The organism is Bacillus sp. ABR (genome assembly GCF_056172715.1).
This window is the reverse complement of sequence record NZ_JAOYSL010000004.1, coordinates 323,131-347,118: the sequence shown is the minus strand read 5'-3', so window position 1 is coordinate 347,118 and position 23,988 is coordinate 323,131. Positions and strand designations below refer to the sequence as shown.

General features: G+C 41.3%; 21 protein-coding genes and 2 riboswitches. Of the genes, 5 read left to right on the top strand and 16 right to left on the bottom strand.

The window, feature by feature from the left end; all coding sequences use genetic code 11:
- Window positions 1-43: 43 nt before the first annotated feature.
- A riboswitch (cyclic di-AMP (ydaO/yuaA leader) is annotated at window positions 44-177 on the bottom strand.
- Window positions 178-240: 63 nt separating this feature from the next.
- From OIT90_RS14955 to OIT90_RS14940, 4 genes are all read right to left on the bottom strand, one after another.
- Entirely contained in the window at window positions 241-1,263 is a 1,023-nt protein-coding gene (locus OIT90_RS14955) for an AI-2E family transporter (RefSeq protein ID WP_039176691.1), read from the bottom strand.
- A gap of 198 nt (window positions 1,264-1,461) precedes the next feature.
- Window positions 1,462-2,730: a C4-dicarboxylate transporter DctP gene (dctP, locus tag OIT90_RS14950; protein ID WP_039176689.1), complete on the bottom strand. Its 1,269-nt coding sequence runs from the start codon at window positions 2,728-2,730 to the stop codon at window positions 1,462-1,464.
- Between the two features lie 124 nt (window positions 2,731-2,854).
- Window positions 2,855-3,538: a response regulator gene (locus OIT90_RS14945; protein ID WP_260775320.1), complete on the bottom strand. Its 684-nt coding sequence runs from the start codon at window positions 3,536-3,538 to the stop codon at window positions 2,855-2,857.
- Entirely contained in the window at window positions 3,535-5,154 is a 1,620-nt protein-coding gene (locus OIT90_RS14940) for an ATP-binding protein (protein WP_039182991.1), read from the bottom strand. The genes OIT90_RS14945 and OIT90_RS14940 overlap by 4 nt, the downstream gene beginning before the upstream one ends.
- Window positions 5,155-5,221: 67 nt before the next feature.
- On the opposite strand from OIT90_RS14940, the gene OIT90_RS14935 reads away from it, so the two are divergent.
- Complete coding sequence (locus tag OIT90_RS14935) at window positions 5,222-6,319, top strand: TRAP transporter substrate-binding protein (RefSeq protein WP_058837369.1); 1,098 nt, start codon at window positions 5,222-5,224, stop codon at window positions 6,317-6,319.
- A 26-nt stretch (window positions 6,320-6,345) separates the two neighbouring features.
- Here the strand turns inward: OIT90_RS14935 and OIT90_RS14930 are convergent, their stop codons facing one another.
- Complete coding sequence (locus OIT90_RS14930; RefSeq protein WP_041089179.1) at window positions 6,346-7,176, bottom strand: EcsC family protein; 831 nt, start codon at window positions 7,174-7,176, stop codon at window positions 6,346-6,348.
- Between the two features lie 156 nt (window positions 7,177-7,332).
- Between OIT90_RS14930 and OIT90_RS14925 the strand changes: the two genes are divergently transcribed.
- The 4 genes from OIT90_RS14925 to OIT90_RS14910 all read left to right on the top strand — a co-directional run bounded on the left by OIT90_RS14925 (window position 7,333) and on the right by OIT90_RS14910 (window position 10,097).
- Window positions 7,333-7,593, top strand: a complete 261-nt coding sequence (locus OIT90_RS14925; RefSeq protein WP_039176683.1) for a GlsB/YeaQ/YmgE family stress response membrane protein — start codon at window positions 7,333-7,335, stop codon at window positions 7,591-7,593.
- Between the two features lie 223 nt (window positions 7,594-7,816).
- On the top strand, window positions 7,817-9,094 hold the full coding sequence (locus OIT90_RS14920) for an Nramp family divalent metal transporter (protein WP_039176681.1): 1,278 nt from the start codon (window positions 7,817-7,819) through the stop codon (window positions 9,092-9,094).
- Window positions 9,095-9,165: 71 nt separating this feature from the next.
- Window positions 9,166-9,735, top strand: a complete 570-nt coding sequence (locus tag OIT90_RS14915; RefSeq protein ID WP_039176679.1) for a GNAT family N-acetyltransferase — start codon at window positions 9,166-9,168, stop codon at window positions 9,733-9,735.
- 98 nt (window positions 9,736-9,833) lie between these two features.
- A complete protein-coding gene (locus OIT90_RS14910) occupies window positions 9,834-10,097 on the top strand; it encodes a hypothetical protein (RefSeq protein ID WP_039176677.1) in 264 nt (87 codons plus the stop codon).
- A gap of 39 nt (window positions 10,098-10,136) precedes the next feature.
- Here the strand turns inward: OIT90_RS14910 and OIT90_RS14905 are convergent, their stop codons facing one another.
- From OIT90_RS14905 to OIT90_RS14855, 11 genes are all read right to left on the bottom strand, one after another.
- On the bottom strand, window positions 10,137-10,361 hold the full coding sequence (locus tag OIT90_RS14905; RefSeq protein ID WP_474892691.1) for a hypothetical protein: 225 nt from the start codon (window positions 10,359-10,361) through the stop codon (window positions 10,137-10,139).
- A 74-nt stretch (window positions 10,362-10,435) separates the two neighbouring features.
- Window positions 10,436-10,600 carry a hypothetical protein gene (locus OIT90_RS14900; RefSeq protein ID WP_185847146.1) on the bottom strand — a complete coding sequence of 55 codons (165 nt, stop codon included), beginning with the start codon at window positions 10,598-10,600 and terminating at the stop codon, window positions 10,436-10,438.
- Window positions 10,601-10,728: 128 nt separating this feature from the next.
- Window positions 10,729-11,208 carry a DUF2247 family protein gene (locus tag OIT90_RS14895; RefSeq protein WP_474892690.1) on the bottom strand — a complete coding sequence of 160 codons (480 nt, stop codon included), beginning with the start codon at window positions 11,206-11,208 and terminating at the stop codon, window positions 10,729-10,731.
- A 4-nt stretch (window positions 11,209-11,212) separates the two neighbouring features.
- Entirely contained in the window at window positions 11,213-12,805 is a 1,593-nt protein-coding gene (locus OIT90_RS14890) for a ribonuclease YeeF family protein (RefSeq protein WP_474892714.1), read from the bottom strand.
- 192 nt (window positions 12,806-12,997) lie between these two features.
- A complete protein-coding gene (locus OIT90_RS14885) occupies window positions 12,998-14,719 on the bottom strand; it encodes a pyruvate oxidase (RefSeq protein ID WP_144491742.1) in 1,722 nt (573 codons plus the stop codon).
- Between the two features lie 67 nt (window positions 14,720-14,786).
- Complete coding sequence (locus OIT90_RS14880; RefSeq protein ID WP_048238041.1) at window positions 14,787-16,613, bottom strand: APC family permease; 1,827 nt, start codon at window positions 16,611-16,613, stop codon at window positions 14,787-14,789.
- Window positions 16,614-16,725: 112 nt separating this feature from the next.
- Window positions 16,726-16,870: riboswitch (cyclic di-AMP (ydaO/yuaA leader) on the bottom strand.
- 69 nt (window positions 16,871-16,939) lie between these two features.
- Window positions 16,940-19,027, bottom strand: coding sequence for a cellulose biosynthesis cyclic di-GMP-binding regulatory protein BcsB (locus OIT90_RS14875; protein ID WP_064498698.1), 2,088 nt, complete (start codon window positions 19,025-19,027; stop codon window positions 16,940-16,942).
- Window positions 19,028-19,031: 4 nt separating this feature from the next.
- Entirely contained in the window at window positions 19,032-20,255 is a 1,224-nt protein-coding gene (locus OIT90_RS14870; protein ID WP_376765047.1) for a glycosyltransferase family 2 protein, read from the bottom strand.
- Window positions 20,256-20,292: 37 nt separating this feature from the next.
- Window positions 20,293-22,005 (bottom strand): DUF2334 domain-containing protein, encoded by a 1,713-nt coding sequence (locus tag OIT90_RS14865; protein ID WP_126682228.1) that lies wholly within the window; start codon window positions 22,003-22,005, stop codon window positions 20,293-20,295.
- Window positions 21,995-22,846, bottom strand: a complete 852-nt coding sequence (locus tag OIT90_RS14860; RefSeq protein WP_126682227.1) for a GGDEF domain-containing protein — start codon at window positions 22,844-22,846, stop codon at window positions 21,995-21,997. Before OIT90_RS14860 ends, OIT90_RS14865 begins: the two co-directional genes overlap by 11 nt.
- The gene (locus OIT90_RS14855; protein ID WP_058837358.1) at window positions 22,827-23,909 is read right to left on the bottom strand and encodes a glycosyl hydrolase family 8; all 1,083 of its coding nucleotides are present in this window, start codon (window positions 23,907-23,909) and stop codon (window positions 22,827-22,829) included. The genes OIT90_RS14860 and OIT90_RS14855 overlap by 20 nt, the downstream gene beginning before the upstream one ends.
- Between the last annotated feature and the right edge of the window lie 79 nt (window positions 23,910-23,988).

The following is a 23,988-nucleotide window of genomic DNA, read 5'->3' as shown; positions in this document are numbered from 1 at the left end:
AGAGAGTCTTCTCGTGGGCCTGCGTGTCCATACGTGTACCACTGTCTACTCTCTTCACGCTGATGAGGTTAGCTGACGGGTTAGGACGAAGAGATGTCCTTTTTTCTCAGATAAGAAAAATTCACCCCAAAAACTTGGGTCCCCCATTCCTTTAGAAGGATTAAGCGTGTGGTAATATGATATTTTCATACCATTTATACCTTATTTTTAGAAAATTGTAAACAGGTTCATATGAACTTTTTAATTACTTTCTTCCCTATTTGTGACCTCAAGAATATCTAAAATAAACACAAAGATTGGGATACCGATAATAAGTCCCCAAATGCCAATATAGTGTTCAGAGAAGATCAGCACAATAAACGTGAAGAAAATAGGGAGTTCTGTTTTAGCTGACATGAGCTTCGGATTTAAGAAATAAGCTTCAATGGCATGGATAATCACGATCACCAGCACAATATAGAGGACATACATTCCGCCTCCAAGTGTATACGCAATGATGCTGAGTGGAATAAGAGAGATAACCACACCCGCTACTGGGATTAAGCCTAGCAAAAAGACCATGACCGCTAAGCCAAATAACTGCGGGAAACCCATAATGCCCAGCGCAATTGTCGTTAGCACACAATTAACGGTTGCAATAATAAACTGTGCTTCGAGTACTTTTCCAAACGTTCGGGAAAATTTACGTCCAAAGAAGGCAATTTCATGATAGAACACGGAGATTTTACTCGTTTTGAACTTGTTCATAAATTGAATGAGGCGTTCCTTTTCGAACAGGAAGAACATGCTTAATATTAAGGACATAATGACCTGGATACTGAACGTGCTGAAATCTGTTAAGTATGTATAGAGGAAATTAAACCCTTTCTCAAAGAAAGCTGATATTTTGAAATCACCAAATACGTTCGTGATGACGTCAAAGAAGGGTAAATCTTGTGGATGATCTGCGATTTTCTTTCCTAAATGGAATAGCTGCTCCACCTGTTTGGCGATGATTGGTACAAAAACGAAACCGCCAAATGTCAAACCACCAGCCAGAAGAATATACAAAATAGTAATGACCGATTTCTGTCCTATTTTCAGGAAGCGATTTAAAAAGCCTCTAATGACCTCTTCTAACCGATTCATCAAAAAGGTGAAAATGAAGGTCAGAAGAATTAAATTCATCATTCCTCTTAATAGATATAATGCTGTAGCTAATACTACAAATACTAAAAACCGCTTAACACCGGGTTTTTCGAACAATTTTAAAAATGCCGCCATTACGTTACACACCTGCCAGGACTAAAGTCTATTTTTCATCTTATCTGATATACATTATATCGGATCTTTCTGTAAATTATATAATAAAAGGTCAACGAGGTCTTACGATTCGTAGTCATTTTATTGATTTTATTTTTTACACAAGAAAAAACCGAACCTATGTAGAACATAAGGTTTCGGTTTTTGGTTGTTTTTATACTAAACAGCCTGCTTCATATTCCGCATTTCCTGAAGTGCTGTTTTGCTCTTCGATTCGTCAAATTCACCTTCACTCTTCGCGACAACAATTGTTGCGATTCCATTACCAATGAGGTTTGTAATCGCTCTTCCTTCACTCATGAACCGGTCAACCCCAAGCAGCAGTGCAAGCCCTTCAAGCGGAATGACCTGAAGTGCTGCAAGTGTAGAGGCAAGCACGATAAATCCGCTTCCTGTCACCCCAGCAGCTCCCTTTGATGTCAGCATCAGAACAAGGATAATCGTGATCTGCTGACCGATGGACAGGTCTACACCAAACACTTGCGCCAAGAAGACGACGGCCATCGATAAATAGATTGAAGTTCCGTCTAGATTAAAGGAATAGCCTGTTGGAATAACAAGACCAACAACAGACTTAGAGCAACCGTAGCGTTCCATTTTATCCATCATTCTTGGCAGCACAGATTCTGAAGAGCTTGTGCCAAGAACAATCAAAATTTCATCCTTGATGAATCGCAGATAACTGAACAGACTAAAACCATACATTCTACAAATGATGTTCAGCACAACAAAGATGAATATGAACATCGTCATATAAACGGAGAGCATCAGACTCGCGAGCGGTTTAATCGATGCTAGCCCAAAGTGTCCGATCGTATAGGCCATTGCCCCAAATGCACCGAGCGGCGCAGCACGCATGATATATCCAATGATTTTAAAGAAAACGAGTGAAAGCTTATCAAGCCATTCGATGATGCCTTTCCCCTTCTCGCCAAGTGCAGCGAGCGCAACACCGAATAAAATAGAGAAGAATAAGACCTGTAAAATATCACCCTTTGCGAAAGCATCTACCATGTTAGATGGAACGATGTGTGTGACAAATTCCATCCAGTCGATGCCCTGTCCGCCATTTTGGGTATACTGTGAGACATCCCCTTTTTCAAGCTTACTATAGTCAAGACCTGCACCTGGCTTCATGATATTCACAACAAAAAGACCGATGACCAGAGCAAGTGTCGTGACGACTTCAAAATAAATAAATGCTTTTCCCCCAACTTTTCCAACCTTTTTCATATCCCCCATCTTGGCAATACCAAGAACAATGGTTAAGAAAATAATTGGTGCAATGACCATTTTAACGGCATTGATAAAGGTATCACCAAGCGGCTTCATTTCTTTTCCGACGTTTGGCCACACCATCCCGACAATGATCCCGATGATAACAGCTGCAATCACCTGAAATGTCAGGTTTTTCAAAAGCCTTTTCATAAAAAATCAACTCCCTCACCCTTTGATGTAAACGCTTAACTATTATCTGTAGGTAAATGATAGCGATTTCATCAAAGGCTGTGAAGCTTATGGACATATCGTACATTTTGGTCTTTTTGGTCTCTTAGTCAGAATGTACGATATATTTATTCACGGGCCGTCCTACCCCGCCATATTGCATATCTAATTTCAGCTCGCCTTCTTTTACGAGGAAGTCTAAATACCGGCGTGCCGTGACACGGGCAATGCCAAGTGCATTGGCAACTTCCTCCGCAGACTGTGCGCCTTCCTGCAAGCCCATATACGCTTTAATTTCGTTCATCGTATGCACATTCAGCCCTTTAGGAAGCCAAGTATCTTCCTGCTTAACAACAGGCTTTCGTATGATATCATCGAGCATCTCCTGAGAAAATTCTGCAGCGGTTCGAATTTTTGATTTAAACGCCTTATAGCTTTCAAGAGATTCCTTCATTCGTTCAAATTTGAATGGTTTAATAATATAATCCCGCGCACCATTTTGAAGCATGATGCCGATGGTCTCTTTGTCCTTCGCTGCTGAAATCACAATCACATCCACCTGCATCTTCTGTTTTCTGATGTCTTGCAGCGTTTTGACGCCATCCTTTTTTGGCATATACACATCAAGTACCACGAGATCTGGACGAGTCTCTTTAATCAACTGGATGCCCTGCTCCCCATTTCCTGCGACAGCTGCTACTTGAAAGCCAGGAACACTCATAATGAATTCTTTATTCACTTCTTGCACCATCGGGTCATCTTCAATTAACAGCACCTTAATCTGAGTCATCTGTCTCTCTCCTCTATGGTCATTGGGAATTCGATTGAGAAGGTGGTACCAATGCCGATGCTTGATGTGACTTCTACATTTCCCATCCCTTTGTCGATAATCGTTTTTACAATATACAGGCCATAGCCTGTTCCGCCCTCTTTGCCGTGTGTGAAGCCTTTATCGAAAAGATAAGGAATTAGTTCCTCTTCGATTCCGGAGCCATTGTCTTCAATTAAAATCGCGAGGACATCCTCCGTTTGATCGATGCTAATGGAAATGACTTTTGTGTCTCTTTCTACAGTATCATACGAAGCAAAGGCGTTCTCAATGAGATTTCCGAGCAGCTTTGTCATATCATGCTGATCAAGCCGCTCAGGGAAATGACGGAGACTGCTATGTTCATCTACTTCGACCTTGATGCCAAGCTCCTTGCCCCTTCTGATTTTACTCATCAATAATCCTGCGACCGCATCATGCTGAATGACGCGATGAAGAAAGTCCGTCACATGTTCCTGCTCCTCTGTCGTTTGAAAGGCTAGATCGAGCGCCTGATCGGCTTTACCAAGCTGAATCAGCCCGGCAATCGTATGGAGCTTATTCATATGTTCATGGTTTTGCACCCGCAAACCGTCCACAAAGTTTTTAACCCCTGTGAGCTCTTCCGCCAATTTTGCCGCTTCCGTCCGGTCCTGAAAAATGGCGACCGCTCCGATGATCTTCTTTTTCATCACAATCGGAATCCGGCTGCTCATGATCCGCTTTCCGCTCATATGAATTTCTTCATTGTAGACGGGTTCTGCGCGATCGATGATCTCAGGAAGTCGTGTATCAGAGAGCACACCCCAAATATTCTGGCCCACGACATCACCTGTCACGCCAAAAATCTGCTTCGCCTTCTCATTAAAAATGGTGATCATGTGCTGATTATCAATGGCGATGACCCCTTCATTAATAGAGTGAAAGGTTGCAGTACGTTCCTCTAGCATTCTAACAATCTCATGCGGCTCCAGCTTAAACATTTGCTGTTTAATATGGCGGGCGAGCAAAAATGAACCTACAAGCCCAAAGCTGAGCGTCAGCAGGAGAATCATGAGGATATCTCGCTTCATTTCTCCTAATATATCTGCCATACTTGGCAGGGTTCTTCCTACAAGCACAACCCCTGTTTGATTAAATTGATCATCCTTCACTGGATAAAAAGCTCTGATGGCTGTTCCAAGCTCTCCCTCTGCTTCTGAGAAATAAATATGCTCTGCAAAAGCCGGCTCTTCATCTGTTCCTTCTGAGCGCTGGCCAATCCTTGTTTTTACTGGATGCGTTAATCTCACATGATCCATATCCATCACGACAATATAGTCAGCGTCTTGAATAATCCGAATTTCTTCGATTGCATGCTGTAATCGATCACGTTCCTTTGTCTGATCAGCTAACGCCTGCTTCACCTCATTCATTTCTGCCACAGTTCTCGCCGTGTTCATGAGTCTCTTTCGAAGCTCCCGTTCCTCTGTTTGCTGAATTCCCCCAACAAGGACAATCCCTCCGATTAAAAGGGCGAAAATGACAACGAAATATGTGAGGATGGTAAGCTTCCATCTAATAGATAATTGTTGTAATTTCAATCGATTTCTCATCATTTTTTCACCTGTATCTTTACGAATTCTTCCTCTGTCAAGTATGCTTGACATAAGGGGGATCTGACGCATGAAGAATTTACTCGCTTATACGCTATTACTCATGATCGGTTTTGTAACCGCTTTATACTTTGGCTTTTATCATATGATGCCAAAATCAGCGACAACCTTTGATGATGAACAAACCGGACTGAAGGACCAGCTTGTGTTCAAATTCAGTCATGTCGTGGCAGACAATACACCTAAAGGACTTGCTGCAAAGAAATTTGCTGAGCTTGTGCACGAAAAATCGGATGGAAAGATCAGCATTCAAATTTTCTCCAACGGGAGCCTTTATTCTGATATTGAAGAAATTAATGCACTCAAAGAGAATCAAGTTCAATTTATCGCTCCGTCTACCTCGAAGCTCGGCATGCTGTCCCCTGAGTGGCTGGCACTTGATCTTCCCTTTGCTTTTTCAAATTACAGCGCGGTTCAAGAAGGCCTGCACGGTGCAATTGGACAAAGGTTGTTTGGCACGCTGCAAAAAGATGGATTAAAGGGAATGGCTTATTGGACAAATGGCTTTAAGCAAATTACCTCAAATAAAGGACCCATCAAACAGCCGGCTGATTTAAAAAACCAGTCTCTCCGCATAATGCAAAGCGACATGATTGAGAAACAATTTAAACTTCTTGGTGCAAAGCCCTATCAGGAATCATTTAATTCAACATTTCAGCTATTAGAAACCAAAAAAGTAGACGGTGAAGAAAATACCATTTCAAATATTTATTCAAAAAAATTCTATCATATACAAGACTATATGACGATCAGCAATCACGGGTATTTAGGCTATGTGGTCTTAACAGATCAATCCTTCTTTGACCGCCAGACACCCGAAACGAAACGAATTTTACTTGAAGCCATGGAAGAAACAACAGCTTGGAATGAAAAGCATGCAGAACAGATGAACAAAGATCAGCTGGAGGACATTAAACATGAATCGCCGATTGCCATTCATGAATTGACGCCAGCTGAAAGACAAAAATGGATGAAAGCCCTTGATCCTTTGTATGACGAAGCCGAAAAAACGATTGGCTCCACCCTCATCAAACAGATCCGCGAACTTCGTGCACGTTATGAACACTCACCTATTCATGCTTTTCAGGAAGAGGATGAGAGCAAATAAAAAAATCCCTTTGATAAGGGATTTTTTTATGCGCCGGACTCACTCTGTTCTTGCTCGGTGAGCTCTTCTAATCTTGTTAAAATTCTTCGCTTTCGGTATTGCATCATGCCTGTTTCGGCAATTCCTTTTAATTGTGAGCGGTTCGAAACGGCACCAAACAAAATCCCAGCGATGGGCACAAGCTGAAACAGTTTCTTCCAGCCAAACGAATCTCGGTAATTATAGACAACCTCACGCCACCCTTGGATTTGGGAAATCATGTTTTCATGCTTCCCTTCAGATGCATGATAGCTTTTCAGCTCTTTTAGAATCGATTTCTTTCCAACGACATCCGCAGAGTTCAACTGCAAGCATTTAATGATGAAGACCCGCTCCTCTTTGTTTTTAGGATCATAGCCATAGGTGACGGCAATATCCTGTAATGTTTTCAGAGAGAGACCGAGTACCGCAGGAATATCAGCGGCTAGTGTAAACATTCCGCCAACACCAGTTGTCGCTCCTTGTACTGTCGCGAGATTTGTTCTGTTTTTCCCCATATGCTCACTAATGGCATCCATCATTTCGATTGGGGCCTTTCCAATATCCTCTATGCGCTGAATGGATTCATCGGCACACTTCTTTTGAAATTGATGAATGATGCCTTTTTCCGATGTCAAATAGGCACCGCCGGATTGAATGTAATGGCCCATTTCGTCTAGCAGTACACCGATTTTTTTCTGAATAAAAGCAGGCGTCAGCTTGTCCAGCATTTGAAATGGAAGACGGCTGAGTTTCTCCCAAAACCATACCTTTTGCTGGTCTTTCTCCCACTTTTCAATCTCCTTTAATTGTGCTTTTAGCCATTCTCTTTCCTCCATGTCATATGCCTCCTTAGATGCCGCTGAAGTATTTGTCTGTTATTATACACAATCCTTGTCCATCATACGTATAGAACATTGAAGCGGTTCCGAAAGGTTTTAATCTTTTTCAAAACGGTTATTGCTTAATAAACAAACAAAAGAGGAGTGATCAACATGTTAGGATTTCTAATTTCATTGGTTGTGGCGATTGTCATCGGGCTCATTGGGAGTGCACTCGCTGGAGGCAGTGTACCGGGAGGATGGATCGGTTCAATGATTGCCGGACTTGTAGGCGCTTGGATTGGTCATGGATTACTTGGAACGTGGGGTCCTAGTCTGGCAGGCTTTGCGATCATTCCAGCGATCTTAGGAGCAGCAATCTTTGTCATTATTTTAAGCCTGATCTTCCGCAGCGTTGGATCAAGGGTATCTTAAAAAAACGAATAGCAGAGGAAGCAGTAGGGACACCGTCTAAGGGGCGGTGTTTTTTATGTTGGCGCGTTGACAAGGTATCTATTTTTTTCACTTACATATGATAAACAAACCTATTAGTTCAGATAGTTGACTTTTCATGAAGATGGGCATATGATGATTAAAAATTGCATGAAGGAAACTTTTTGTGCCCAAGCAAAACTTTGTAGAATCTAGGTGATGACATATGACAAACAAATACATCGAGGCACAAGCACACATGTCAGCGGCAGCTGAGCGTGCACTTGAAGGAAAGGTCAAAGGATTTAGAAGGCTTCTTCCTTTTCTAGGCCCTGCTTTTATCGCTGCCATTGCATATATTGATCCTGGGAATTTTGCCACCAACATTGCCGCTGGCTCCAAATATGGATACCTCCTCTTATGGGTCATTCTCATATCAAATCTCATGGCTTTGCTCATCCAATCCTTGTCCGCAAAGCTTGGAATAGCAACAGGTAAAAACTTACCTGAAATCGCACGTGAAGAGTTTCCAAAACCTGTATCCATCGGTTTATGGATTCAGGGCGAACTCGTCATTATTGCCACAGATTTAGCTGAGTTTATTGGAGCGGCACTTGGTTTATACTTGCTCTTTCGGATTCCTTTGCTTGAAGCATCTATTATTGCAGCCATTGGATCATTTGCGATTTTAGAATTGCAAAGACGGGGATATCGCGCATTAGAAGCTGGCATTACAGGCATGCTCTTCGTTGTCGTGATCGCTTTCGCTGTGCAAACCTTTGTCGCCAAGCCAGATATGGCAAGTGTCGCAGGCGGGCTTTTCATTCCAAAATTTGATGGCACAGATAGTGTACTGCTTGCAGCTGGAATTTTAGGTGCTACTGTGATGCCACACGCGATCTATTTACATTCAGCATTAACCCAAAGAAGAGTCGTCGGCAGAACAGAAAAGGAGAAAAAACAGATTTTTCGCTTTGAGTTTTTCGATATCCTCATTGCGATGTTAGTTGCTGGAGCCATCAATGCCAGTATGTTGATTGTGGCAGCCGCTCTATTTTATAAAAATGGTCTCTTTGTTGAAGATCTGGATGTTGCGTTCCAGCATTTTAGCACACTTGCAGGTCCTGTATCAGCTATCTTATTTGGTGTAGGCCTGCTTGTAGCCGGACTATCCAGCTCTTCTGTCGGTACATTGTCAGGCGATATCATTATGCAGGGTTTTATTCAATACCGCATTCCACTGTATGTCCGCCGGCTGATTACCATGATTCCCCCTATTGTGATCATTGCATCTGGGGTGAATCCGACATCCGCACTTGTGATGAGCCAAGTGGTCTTATCATTTGGTATTGCCTTTGCTTTAATTCCGCTCATTTTATTTACAAGTAAAAAACGGATTATGGGCGAATTGACGAATGCCCGCTGGGTGACAGGAATATCTTGGGTGATAGCAGCTCTTGTTGTCGCACTCAATCTCTTTTTAATTGTAGATACGTTTATGTAAAAGACAGTCGTGGTGCTGTCTTTTTCTTTTCATATGGTTATGGTAAAATTCCCCTGAGAGGATGTGGGCACATGTTTTTTTATCAAGATCAAGAGATATCCATGCGGTTGCTTGAGCCAAGAGACGCAAGAAGTCTATATTTGCTCATCCAGCGGTCAAGAGAGCATTTACGTGAATGGATGCTTTGGGTGGATTCAACACAGACAGAGGAAGACAGCATGGCATTCATTCAAGGCGCAATGCAGCAAGCCTTGCAGAACAACGGTTTTCAAGCAGGCATCTGGTCACATGGAGAGCTTGTCGGGATCATTGGCACCCACCAAATTCATTGGATCAACAGGACTGTTTCAATTGGCTATTGGCTCGGAGAAGGCTATCAAGGAAAAGGCATCATGACAAAAGCATGCAAAGCAGTCATTCAATATTTATTTGAAGAATGTGGACTGCACCGCATTGAAATCAGGGCTGCTGTCGATAACCAGAAGAGCAGACGCATCGCAGAGCGGTTATCCTTTTCGCTTGAAGGCATTTTGAGACAATGTGAATGGCTGGGCGACCGCTTTACGGATCATTGTGTATACGCGCTCTTGCAGCCTGAATATATGAAAGAAAAAACGCATTCTATGAATCAACCCACTTAATTGTGTCGATTGCATGAATTATTTTACAAAGTGAAGCTTTGTGGTATCCGTTGCGATCAGCATCTGATAAAATAGAAGGAAAAATCGAGGTATGAAGTATGTCTCTTATTATTTTATTTTACTTATGGATCGTCCCTTTATTATTTGGCATTTTCTTCTCATTCTTAACAAAGAAAGCCACCTACAAACGCCGCTTTGTCCCATCATATAGCATGGCAGGACTCAGCATCGTTTTTCTCATTCTGGCACTTGTCTTTTCAGCCAGCCATTTTCTATTCATTTGCGGTATATTCCTATTTGCCACAACCCTTGTCGGCACAAGCATCCCTTTATTTTTAGCCTTTACAAAAACACCATCATAAACAAAAACCACCTTTTTCAATGGAAAGGTGGTTTCTTTTTTATTGATTTGGCATTCTGTAAGTCACGGTGGCATCTTGATTGGATTCAATTGTTTTCACAATGTCTTGTAGGATCTCTGACGCTCGATCATTTGAGTCATACTTGCCGAGAGTCTTTACCCAAGTATCGCCTCCTGCGATCATTCCTTCAATCTTTTTGTCGGTTACTGAGACTTCGTGGACATGAACGAAACTTTGCTGGTTTTGTGCGAAAATCCATAGCATGGTTTTAACTCCTTTTTTATTTTTATTGGTTTATTTTAACATATTAATTTCTGATATGACTGGAATGGAATGGCTTATGCAGGTAAAAAAATCAAGATGACTGTTTCATTCAGGTTTGTTGTATTTTTTAGCATACTTTTTAATTTACCATCTATCATAATCTTAATTCCTTCTACGAGTTCACCAGTATTTTCATTTTCAAACTTCTCAGACAGGATGCTTATTTTATGGTCACTCATTGTTTTCTCCTCAATTGCTTTCGAGATCTAACAAATCTACTTTAATTTTTTATCATAGCAATTTTTACCGACAATGAATGAAAGAAAACGATGGACCATTAGCCCATCGTTCTATTTAAACTCTCTAGTTATTTAAAAATCAATTCCTTTTCAGTCTCTAAAAACTCTTCTACAAGTTCTTTAATTGTATTTTGTGAACCTTTGGGGTAATAAAATGCATCTGAAACTTTTCTAAAAAAATCATACATATTTTCGGGCGTATTAAAGATTGAAAAAATATTTTCAATTTCTTCGAATATGTTTTCATCAGTTGAATTAGTATAAACCTCTTTCATAGTGCTATATAGCCACTTATGATACTCCCTCTTCATGTCTTCCGATGATTTGTCAGAGATTAAGCTTTCAAGTATATGATCTACTTTAACTTCTTCTTGTTCCCAAGCTAATTCAAGGATTAATTCATTGTTAGTATTAGGGTTGTTTTCTAGGTATTTAACAGCATAGTTTGTTACTTCTAATGCCGAAATTAAATTAAACTGTCTACCAACAAACAGTGTAGACCAGTTACAATCAAAACCATTTTTCGTGATTATATCCGTTTTATACAATTTTCTATTTCCCCCATTGATTTATTTTTCCTGTCACTTTGCCACCAGGTATAAAAGTTCTATGGGTTACTGTATTCGTTGTTGGATCTACCACCCATTCAAACACGCCATTCCTTATTTCTTTCGACTGTAACATTTCAGGAGCGTTGTTCTTTACTTTTACATATTTCGTTTCGTACTTAACCACCGAGCCCTCTATTTGATACAACGAATCCATATGGCCTTTTCTATTTGGTAAATCAAATCTCTTAGAATGAACTGCGTAGTTGTCAATTATATCATTAAAGCTATGATAAAAATCATCTTTTAATGCACTACCTACTCGTGGATTATCTAAAACTGGATGCTTAAGTTCTCTCGTACTCTTAATCCCCATCCTCCCATGAAACCCTTTCGCCCCAAACGGCAAAAGCATTCCAAGCGCCGCATTCATACTCGCTTCCTGCTGTTCTTTCGAAATCTTATTTCCAAACATATCGCGGCCTGTGATTGCTTCGCTGAAGCCGTTGGTGGCGGTTAGGCCATATAATCCTTTTTGAGATGTTTTCAGGGCGTCAAAGGATTTTTGTGATGTCTTGTAAATGTCGACTGCCCTGACCGCGGCTGATGTGGCTTGGGTCGTTTTATAGACAGCTTTTCCGCCTTTGAAAATGCGGCCTGCCCAGCCGACGATTGGGATGTAGCCTGCTGCTGCCATGCCTCCTGCCGCGACTCGCTGGCCTGCGGTGAGTTCCTCGCCTGTGATTGGATCAACGCCTGTTGCGGCACGTTTTGCATCGTTCACACCTGTCAGTTCATTGACGATATTTCCACCGTAATCGAGCGCTTTTTCATACCAAGGACGGTTGGCGAGGGCTTCTTGTTCCTTTGCCATCTCGCGGGCTTCTTCTTGTTCTTTTTTGATTTTCAGATATTCAGAAGTTTGCTTTTCAATATCGCTTTTTGCCTTGTAGATTTCGCTATTTTGATACGCTTTCTTATCAAAATTCATAGGCGAAATCGCTTTTCCGTCATTTGTCGCATTCATCATTTCAGCGTACAATGCCATTGTAGCTTGCTGCTCCGTTTCTGACAAAGCATATTCATCTTTTAAATTTTGATCAAGCTCTCTCAGATCTTTGACAGTCTTTTTTCGTTCATCTTCTGCATCTTCTATTTTTTCGTCAAAGTTTTGGCTATCAAATACCTCTAAGGAAATGAGGTCATCAATGTCTTGAAAAATCGTTTTGAGTGCCTTTTTTTGATCCTTTACAATACTTTTGGCATTCTTGATGCCCATATGTACTGCGTTGTCTAAAAAGTGTTCTTCTACAAAGGTATCGCCGCCAAAGCTCGTATCATCAAGTGTTCCAGAAACACCTTCATGGAAGGCTTTTTGCTTATCAATGAAATTGATAAACATGTCTACATTTCCAGACAGCTCTTTATAAAAGCTTTTAATGTTATCGGCACCTTTCCCAGTAAAATCATCACCGAGGTTGGCAACACCTTGTAATGCCTTTTTTAAATCTACCATTTGTTCACGGAGTTCCTGATAGTGTTTTGCTCTTGTGTCCATGGCACTTGTTAGTGCTTTTGCATCAAGTATCTTGCCCAGAAGAAGTCACTCCCTCCATTATTGATCATAAAGTCTATTTTACCTTTCTCAGCGAATTGGAAAAATAGGCTTTAAGTTACAAAAATAATTTCCATATATTTATAGAGGAAATAAAACAAGTGATAGTTGAAATGTTTTTCCTTTCATCACAAAAAAGTCAGTCCTCTTTTGAGAGGACCGACTACATTTTGTTTAGAAAAAGCGTTTTAAACTTTTCTTGAGTGGAGGGATATCCAGCTCGCCTTTTTCGAAGAATTTTTTCAGTAAATACTTACTAAAACCGGCTGCTTGTGTGTACGTAATTTTTCCAGGTAACGGCGGTTCATTGGTGACAGCAACATCAATAATGACAGGTTTATCTGATTGAAGAGCTGTATCAAAGGCTGGAGCTAGTTCTTCATGTGATGACACGGAGATTCCTTTGCCGCCACATGCTTCTGCAAACTTAGCAAAATCAATATCTTCCAGCTCTATACCATAATTGATGTTTCCTTTTACTTGTTGTTCATATTCAATCATTCCAAGGTTGTTGTTGTTTAAAATCACAACAACGATTGGCAGTTTATATTTTACCGCTGTCACAAAGTCTTGCATGACCATTGTGAAGCCACCATCGCCACAGACAGCAATCGCTTGGCGATTCGGTTCATTTAACTTAGCAGAGATAGCACCAGGCAAACCACAACCCATTGTGGCAAGCCAGCTGGAAATGATGAAATCTTGCTGTTTCATTTCAAAATGGCGAGCCATCCATACGGTCACATTCCCTACATCAACAGAAAGAATAGCGTCGTCTTCGACTGCTTCTTCTAACCTAGCAATGACTTGCTGAGGTTTAAGCGGTGATGTGGCAACGGATTTTTCCTTATCCATTTCTTCTCGCCATTTCATCATATGCTCAGTACAAGCTTCAAGGAAACCTCGCTGCTCTTTATATTCAATGTAGGAGGTCAGTTCATGCAAACCACTCTTGCTGTCACTCACGATTCCTACGTCTACCGGATATCTTTTACCGATTTGATCTGGCTTAATATCCAGTTGAATGGCAGGTGTGTCCTCTGGTAAGTAGTCTCTATATGGAAAGGAAGTTCCAAGCATAATTAAGAGATCACACTCTTCCATCGCTTCATATGCTGGCTTCGTTCCGATTTGACCTAGGTTTCCTAAAAAATATGGGTGCCTGTCTGGCACAACACCTTTTGCAGGAAGTGTGATGACAATAGGCGCAGCAGCCTTTTCTGCAAATGAAAGAAGCTCTTCTTTTGCATTTCGTAATCCTTTACCTGCTAAGATGACTGGCTTCTTCGCATTGTTAATTAGCTGTGCTGCCTTTAGCAGTTGATCTTTCTTTGGCCGTACTTCTCCCTCAACATAAAGCGGAGATGTATAAACAGGCTTACGCTTAATTTTTTGAGAAAATAAGTCATCCGATACGGTGAGAACTGCCACACCTTTGTGAGTATAAGCTGCTTTAATGGCTTGATTCAATAAATCTGGCAGAGCTTCTGCTGTTTGTACCTGCTGATTAAAGACAGCGACGTCGTCAAACATCCGCTCTAATTTGATTTCTTGAAAGGCGTCTCTCCCTACTTCCGTTGACGCAACCTGCCCTGCAATTGCTAAAACGGGTGCGCCATCTGCTTTTGCATCGTATAGTCCATTTAATAAGTGGACAGCACCCGGTCCAGCGATGGATAAGCAGACACCGAGCTTACCTGTTAGTTTGGCATCAGCCGCCGCTGAAAGTGCCGCCACTTCTTCATGTCTCGTTTGTATAAATTGTATTTGGCTTGATTCATGCCTAAGCTCTTCAATCAATTCGTTTATGCTGTCGCCGGGCATTCCATAAATATGTTTTACGCCCCACTCTTCCAGTAGCGCTGTTACTTCTTTTCCTGCGGTTCTTTGCGGCATGTGAGAAAACTCCTTTTTTCTTACTCCATACCACCGCACCCTTTTGATCAAACGTTTCAACTTGCTGCTACTTTTTAAAATGATATGGAAGGGTGGCAACCACTATATCCCGCTTCCATAACAGACGGAATCTTAATAAGAAGGCAGATTGGTTATGCAAGATCGTGTGCCATCTTTTTTTCGGGATAAATTGAGGTACGAGCACCATCACTTTATATTGATGCGCATTTGCTTTTGCCTCAACCGTTTCAAGGAATTTATCGAGCGGATGAATAAGGCTTCGATAAGACGAATGCAGCATCACAAGCCGCACACCGCTGTTCAGTTTTTCCCAATCCGCTTCAATTTTCTTATCTTTTTCTTTATCAAAGGATACATGAACTGCTATGACTTGCTCTGATAAGGATTTTGCATATTGAACAGATTGCTCAACAACACGCGTTACACCGGCAATTGGCACAATGACCACATTTCCTTTAATCTCAACAGGCTCTGTTTCATTCATTAAACGCAGTTGTTCTCCGACAGACAGGTAATGCTTTTTAATGGAATGAAAAATTAATAAGACAATTGGCATGAAAACAAATACTGGCCATACAAGATGGAACTTGGTCAAAATAAGAATCATGAGAACCGTGAAGGAAATCAGTGCTCCGACTATATTGATAGGCATTTTCGTTTTCCAGCCCTGCGGTTTTTCACGAATCCATTTCACACACATACCGGTCTGTGACAAGGTAAATGGAATAAATACACCGACAGCATATAGCGGGATAAGGTGTTCCGTTTTCCCATCAAACAACCAAATGAGCAGCATGGAAGCTACACCTAAGAAGATAATGCCATTAGAGTAACCGAGACGATCCCCTCTTACTGTAAACATACGCGGCATATATTTATCCTTTGCTAAGTTGACCGCCAATAAAGGAAAGGCGGAAAAGCCGGTGTTTGCCGCTAATATCAAAATTAAAGCTGTGACAGCCTGAATGACATAATAGAAAAATGTACGTCCAAATGTATCTGATGCAATTTGTGATACAACCGTTTCTTCTGGCTTTGGTGATATGCCAAAACCAAACGCAAGCAACGTCACGCCAACAAATAATACAGCTAGTAAACCACCCATCATCAATAATGTTCTCGCTGCATTTTGTGCAGCTGGTTTTTTAAAGGATGGAATGGTATTTGAAATGGCTTCTACTCCAGTCAGTGCAGAACAGCCAGACGAAAATGCTTTTAATAAAAGAAATAATGTAATGCCAGGTACGTGTGTACCTATTGCAGTATGCTCAGGTGCTGGAGGAACGCCTCCTGTTAATAATTTAAAGCCCCCGACTCCAATTAATATAAGGAGTGATATGACAAACAAGTATACGGGATAAGCCAAAATAGATGCTGATTCTGTCAATCCACGAAGGTTGAGCACCATAATCAAGATGACCAATACAATTGAAATCAGCACATGATATGGATATAGTGCCGGAAAAGCTGATGTGATGGCATCGGTACCCGCTGATATGCTCACTGCTACAGTCAAAATATAATCTACAAGCAATGATCCGCCAGCGATCAGTCCTGGCTTTTCACCTAAGTTTCGGCTAGAGACGACATAGGCCCCCCCGCCTTCTGGATAAGCATAAATAATCTGGCGGTAAGATAGAATTAACGCCATTAAAAGAATTAATACACAACCTGCAATCGGGAGTGAGTACCAAAATGCTGCTGCACTAACGACTGAAAGAACAATCAAGATTTGTTCTGTACCGTATGCAACGGATGACAATGCGTCTGATGACAATAATGCCAACGCTTTGATTTTTGATAGTTTTTGTTCTCCTGCTGCCTGTGATTTTAATGGTTTCCCAATTAAAATACGCTTCATCAAACTGTACATGTGATGCCCGCTCCTTTAGTGTCAAACGATTTAAGTTACAAAAGATGGATCGCCAAAAAGACACAGAGGCAATAGAATGCCCCTGCGTCTATTGTTTAGATCACAGGTTGGTCTTTGCTCTCTTTAACGCTTACGAGGTTAGCTGACGGATTCGGGCGCATGAGACTTTGCCCTACCTAAAAAGGATTCACCCCACGTGGTGTCCTGCACCACTAATGGTTCCCCCGCTCATCGAAATGATTCAGCGATTGGTCTTTTATAAAAGAGATCATACTCCCGTTTGACACCAAAGTAAAGACATTTTTTCAAGGTCTTTTGATCGTTTATCAATCAGTCTTTTTGCGGTTTTTTCGCACAAAATAAATAATCATTCCGACCACAAAAATAATCAGCACAGCGATACATGCAAAATAAATCCAAGAATCACCGACGCCTTGCTTTTCACCTTTTTTGAGATCATTTGTTGTGCTGCTGACCGTTTGATGATTAGAGAACATGTCTTTGTTTTTGCTCTCGATGGCAACCGTTGCCGTTTCCGTATTTGTTTGCAGGAAATGAAGCACTTCATGTGAAAGATCAGCGTCAGATGCATTCATTCCTGAAAAGACGGTCATTGTTTGCTCTTTGTTCCATACAGATGGCTGCGTCCATACAATACGAGCAGTCGTTTCGTTGATCATGCCAAAGGAGGATACATCATACTGATCCTTTGTCACAGGAACGATGAGATCGTCTGCCTTTTCTTTTAAAAGAGAGAACGTTTGAATGCCACCGATGAAAATAAGAGAGTGATTTTTCAATTGATCATTTGTCACATTTGATGCTTTGATCAATTGATATTGAGCAGCTTCCGGCTGACTAAATGATTCTGTCAGCATCGCCATTTGATTGATCGTTTCTTGCTTGATTTGATTTGGCATGATGATCAATGTTTTTCCTTGCTGTGTTTTTGATGTGAAAGGAAGCGGCCATGCAGCTAAATCCGGTGTATCACTAGCTGTCCCTTCTGGTATTTGAAGAGAGCTATTCTTATCAATGTAAATCCAGCTTTCTTCATCCGTATGTCTGCAGGACTCCATGTTTTTAAAGCCTGTAGTGACAAATTGCAAATCAATATATTCATTCTTTTGGAGCACTTGTGAATCTACTGGAATTGACACATGATAGAATCCATTCTCATCTTTGTTTCCTAGTTTTGTTAACGGTACATCGTGTGGTTCATTATTAATCATGACTGTTAAGCGTTCCGCTTTGTTCGCTGTATCAGTTTTTTTAAATGATAGATTTAACTTTGCACCAGATTTTTGATTAGCGATCAATGCTTTCGGATAATAGTAATGATCCGATGCCGTCTTTTTGGTTCCAACCGTTACATCATCACCACCAAAATCTTTTAAACGAATTTGATGAGATGGTTTTGATGCTTTAGCAGTCACCTTTTGAAGCAGCAAATCTGTCCCAGTGAGCTGATCGGTCAGTTCTGGTTGAGTCAGGACATTGATTTTTTCAGCAATTGTCTTTGGCTGTTCAGCAGTGACAAATAAAATGGGCTGTTCTTTTTTCTTCCCAGTCAGTGTTCTCACTGCTAACGTAAGCTGGTTGCTTGCTGTTTTCATTTTCGCAGCTTGCTCGATCGATTTCACTCGTCCCTCCCAATTTCCTTTCGCTCCAACAGCAATCGTTGGATGCGCGATTTGCTTGAGGTCCTTTTCTTGGACGATTTTGAGGTCTGCTTGGCGGTCTTTGTTTTTCAACGTACGGTATACTTTCACAGCCGCTTCTAATTCAGCTGCTTCCGGTGAATTTGGAATCACAATATCTGTTTGTTCTTTCTGATCACCTGTTTGAATGAAAGGTGAAGGGAAGCTGTCTAACGTCACGTCTGTCGTTTGAGTTCCTTTGAAATCCAGCTCACTTTCAGGATATACTTTCAGCCAATTGGCAGGTGTCTCTTGGTTGATACACACACCTTCTTTTAACACGCCATAAAATGCGAGCTGAATCCGATGAGAACCTTTTTTCAATTGCGATTTGTTCAATTTGATTTGAATCGATTTCTTTTGGTTTTTCCCTGATACGGGAATGGTCTTTTCAATCTCTCCATCAATCATGACTGTGAACGATGATGGCGAAATGAGTAATGGTGATGCCTCTATATTCAATGTAAGGGTGCTAGACTCTACTTTTTCTTTCTCTATTTGATAGGAAAATTCAGTGCGGTCTTCTTGTCCATACAAGGTCACTACATCTTCTGATAATGCTTGCGTTTCTGTTTGACTTCCTTTTGATGAGCGAATCCAGTCATCTTTCACTTGTACTCGATTTGATTGCGCCAGTGCTTGCCCCGCCATGAAAAAAGGCTGAATGGCAAGGGATATCACCAATGTAAAAATCATCCATTTTACCGATTTCAATTTGTCACCCGCTTTTCTTTTGTTGTTGATCGTAACGCTCGGTTTTGTACCATTTTACTTCTTGTTTGAATAAACGGCTCTTTGTCTCTACAAATAAAGAGTACACGACTAGCGCAATCCATACTTGAGAATAAGTGAAGTACATGAGCGCCACAATGAGTATATTTTGTTTGGTGAGCTCTGTTTTCTCAATGCTTAATGTAATCATCACTTCTGTTAGAAAGAGAAAGAAGGCCAATCCCCACAGGATCAGGGCAACAGCTCCTACAGATAAGTGAAGGTCAACAAATAGGTTCACGATAAAGATCCCATTTGAGAGCAGGACACCGAAGAAAAATAAGAAATACGTAAAGAAGAAATAAAACAAATCGAAAATCATTCGTTTTCGTTTCAGCTTCATAAACTGCTTTAAAAATTTGAGTACAACATATTGATTGCCTCGTGCCCAGCGCGTTCTTTGCCGCCACCAGACTTTCCACGTCTCAGGCTCTTGTTCCCAAGTGATCGCTGCCGGGAAAAATCGAATGACATAGCCAAGGTTATAGACACGAATCGTTAATTCGGTGTCCTCAGCCAGCGCATGAACATCCCAGCCACCAAGTTCTTCTAAAATATGGCGGCGGATGGCGAAGTTGGTGCCTGGTATTGTCGCAATGCTAAACCACTTCCATCTTCCGCCCTGCGCCATCCATTGGAAGCAGATGGTCTCAATATTAATAAATTTGGTCAGGAGATTTTTGGCTGCATTAATGACCCTGAATTTCCCGACAACAGCACCTGCCTTAGGGTCGTTCAATAAACCAAGAACCAAGTGATAGACGGCCTTTTGTTCAGGCATGTTATCTGCATCGTATACGCAGATGACTTCTCCTGTTGAAGCCTTTAAGCCTTCATTCAGTGCAGTGGATTTTCCCTTTCCGGCAAATGGCGGCTTTGTTTCAATCATATGGATATGATCATATTGCTCACTGAATGACCGCACGATGTCCCCAGTGCCATCGGAGGAATTGTCATTAATCACAATGATTTCAAGGAGATGTTTAGGGTAGGATAGCTGGACCATTGCTTTTAGCGTTTGCCGGATGACAACTTCTTCATTATGAGCAGGAATCAGAATGCTGACGGTCGGCAGCTCTTTCCCTTGTTTCGTCCATTCAGGCAGCACTTTTTCGTAGGTCAGGTAGTGCTGAAAGCCGCCCTGCATGAGAAACATGTGGTATAGGAGCATGATCCAAATCAGTATTAATGAAAGATAAAATAAGACATCAGCCACCTAGTTTTCTCTCCTTAAAAATTCGTTTTTTCATTGTCAGTCTTAAATACAATGTGTAAAAAGCAAATGCCGCAATAAACAGCATCACCACGACTGTGAGAATTCGCAGCATATTTTCCATGCCGCTTCGTTTGACTGTTTTGGTTTCTGCTCTATTGGATTGTTCTACTTGAATATGTCCATTCCCTGATGTTTTGATCTGCACATGTGATGTTTGGACCGTCTGTTTTGTTTTCTTTAAATCCAGCCATTCACTAGAAGGAATTGCATCCATCTGCGTCATCAGATTTTGCAGTCCATCTATTCCTGATTCCACATCATAGGACAGTCCGATTGCGGCTGATTGAAGATGCTGGATGGATTGAATCTTTTGCTCTGTTAAAATATTTGAACCTTCTTGGTCAGACGCCGGCTCTACTGATTGCTGAGGATATAAGGTCATGCCATGAAGCATAACGGGCTTCGTCACCAGCGGCGGAGCACCGGCTGTTTTCCACGTATGATCCGACAACTGTACCTGTCCAAACAGACTGGACATATGCCTTGATATCACATCGTAGCCTTGTTGGGATATGGCATCATGCGGCACCTCGAATGCCAGTGGATATAGACCTTGCTGCGCAAGAAGCTCAATGCCCTTTGTGATTTTTTCTTCTGTATAGATGATTTCTTGCTGCTGATTCGATCTCGTATAAGCATGGAAATCTTTTTCATTCGAAAAATGGCTTTCACTTTGCTTCTTCTCGGCTTTTTTTGGGTCATTTGACGTAATGGACTGATCATTCTTTGCATCCCAGAACTCAAAGTCCTGACCAGAATCCTCCGTTCGGTACGTACGGCTAAATCCATGAAGAATGATGCTGGCTCCATTGCTTTGCAATTGTTTTAACACTTTTACGAGCTGCGGGCGGTCACTCAGTGTCACTTCATCACCTGTTGTTCGATCCACCCATACAGGAGTTACCGCTATCAGAAACGGAATATGCCGAGTGGATACGTATTGTCCAAGCTCAAGCAGCTTCTTCTCGTCAGAGACAGGACTGATGTTCCCAAACCTTAAGTACTTTGTGGTCAGCTGATGAGAAGAAGACAGGCGTTTTTCCAGCACTTCTGCAAGCAGCTCGTTCTGCTGCACGACATTTAAGATACCAATATAGTCGGCCCCTTCCTTTGTTTGAATCACAAATGGAAGGTCAGCTTCATGCTTCTTCAATAAAAATTCACTTTGCAAGTCGGCCCCTTGAACCGTTAACGCACTGATACTTTTCTCTAGCTGACGGTAAGTTTGATCATCTGTATATTTGATTTGACTCGTGTGATCTTGTTTGTGAAAAGTAAGATTGGAGAATGGGCGAAGCTGTTCCGCATTGTATCCAATGGCTATTACCTTCTGTGCTTCATTCATCATACGAATGGTCTGTTTCGGTAAGGTTCTCTTTATTTCTCCTAGGTAGATGACTTGCTGAAATTCACTGATCTTCTTTTCAGCCAAATGTTCATCAGATACAATCGTCGTCTTTGTTGAAAAATGTCCGGCGAGTAGATCCAGCATATGCACTGCTGGTGTCGCTTCCCCCGATTCTGTCGAATAAACGATCAGGGTATCTGGCTTGGCAAGTGCGTCGGCTGAAGCCATGTATTTAAAAGAAAGAATCAAAAAAAGAGCAAGCAGCAAACAGCATTTCATCAAAGAATTAAAGTTCATTCATCATCATCTCTTTTTCTAGTTCTTGTAAAAATTGCTCTGGCGTACGATAATCCGAACTGCTTGTTAAATGACAGACATGAAAAGTCAGGGTGACTTCACGACCGTTTAACAGCACATGCTTTTGCAATTTATCTTTTAGCTTCTCAAGGACGACAGAGACATTCTCTTCTGGTGTGTGAGTAAGCAGCAAGCCTATTCGTTCTTCGGATAATCGAAATTTCTTATCCGTTTCTCTGACACTTTCGCGAATCTTGATACTTAATTGCTGAAATAGGTGCTGCATTTCTTTTTCTCCATATAACGATTTGAATTCCGCTGCATAATGGATATGAAGAAGGATAAAAACGAATGGCTGTTTGTAACGTTCTGCCCGTTTCATTTCCTCGGATAATTCCAGCTTCATCCGATCTGCATTGTCAAATCCAGTTGTCGAGTCAATCGCCACAAATTGTTTCATCGCCTGCTTTTGTTGTTCAATGGTGTGACGCATCGTCTTGATCCGCTCATGCAAGCTTCCTGCTGAAATCGCGAAAAAGAGAAGGGCTACGCCCCAAACCACCACATCCTGCAATGTTCGATTGGAAAAGAAAGGATTTGTGTGGCCAAGCTCTGTAAAGAACATAGCACTTCCTATAAAGAACAACATCAGCAAGGTAAAAATTAATGCTGGTAAGATGCCAAATAAAATCCCGCATCCTAACACGACAAAAGTCAGTGTGATCATCAAAAAGCTCTCTGCATCATGCAAGCCAAGGTAGCTCATAAACAAAATAAGACCTGCAAACGTGAGGAGCAGAGAATAATATAAACGATACGTATTACTGAATAACCGATTCATTAAAAAGCTCCCTTTCTGCAATGAGAGGCAATAAGTTGTCAAATGAGTGTGTGTCTTTTTCGTTCATGTATCCTCCATAATAATCCTTGAGAGGATCTTGAATTTGTAATTCTTTCATGCGGTCATAAACCTCTTTTGCGAATTCCGGTTCGTTTCGTTTAAGAGCATACAAGATGACCAGTGCATATACAGAAGGCGATTCATACGTCACCGATGGCTGCAATGTGCTCAGTTTATATCTACCGTACAGCTTTCCTTCTTTTTTAAAAGTCGTTTTCAGCCATTTCATGATCGCAGACGTACTCACCTTTGCACGATCGGCATGTAGAGCCGTATAGAGTTGATCAATCATATTGATTTCTCGATCAAATGAATAGGCTTTTTTCTTTATATCATAGGATTTAGGAAAGAATCCTTTTTTTCTCGGTGCTTGTTTTAGAATGGTCAATTGGTTACTCGTCATTTGTTTCGTGAATATTTTGAGGGATTCCAATTCTTTGATTGCTTTTGGGTCTAAATATGAGAGTGTGATTGTGTGTGAAGTTCGGTTTGTTGACGCATCATAATAATCGGACAAGATGCCTCTATACATATTCTTGTCTTTTAACGCTTGTGCGATTTCTTTTGCTGTGGTTTGATACGCTGCATTCTTCCATAAACGATCTGCCTTTTGAAGTGCCGCCACTACCCGTAAGTCATCAACTAGAGCATTGGCTTTACTTTTTTGATCAGATTCGATTTGCCAGCTGAGAAGGTGATCATCTAGTAAAAATTCATCTTGCAGGACACCAAATTGTTGGTCAAAAGAATTTTGATCTTTTTTTCGAACAAGATAATCCATCCAAAGTCCAAGCGACTCAGATAAGTAGATGTGCTGCTCTGCTAATGAAGTGCGAATCATGCCTTGATCTGTCATGAGGTGATGAGTGATAAAATATTCTCCAGGCAATACAGGCTGTGGAGATACTGGATCAGCTGATTCCTTCTGCTGTTCCCAGGTACATCCGCCTAATAAAAAAACAATGAGTAAAACAATAGCCGTGCGATGTATGGCTGTAACCATTCGTGTCCCCTTTCAACTCCCGTTCTCTTAGCATCCAACGATTTATTATAGAGTGTTTTTGTTAAAATTTAAATAAATA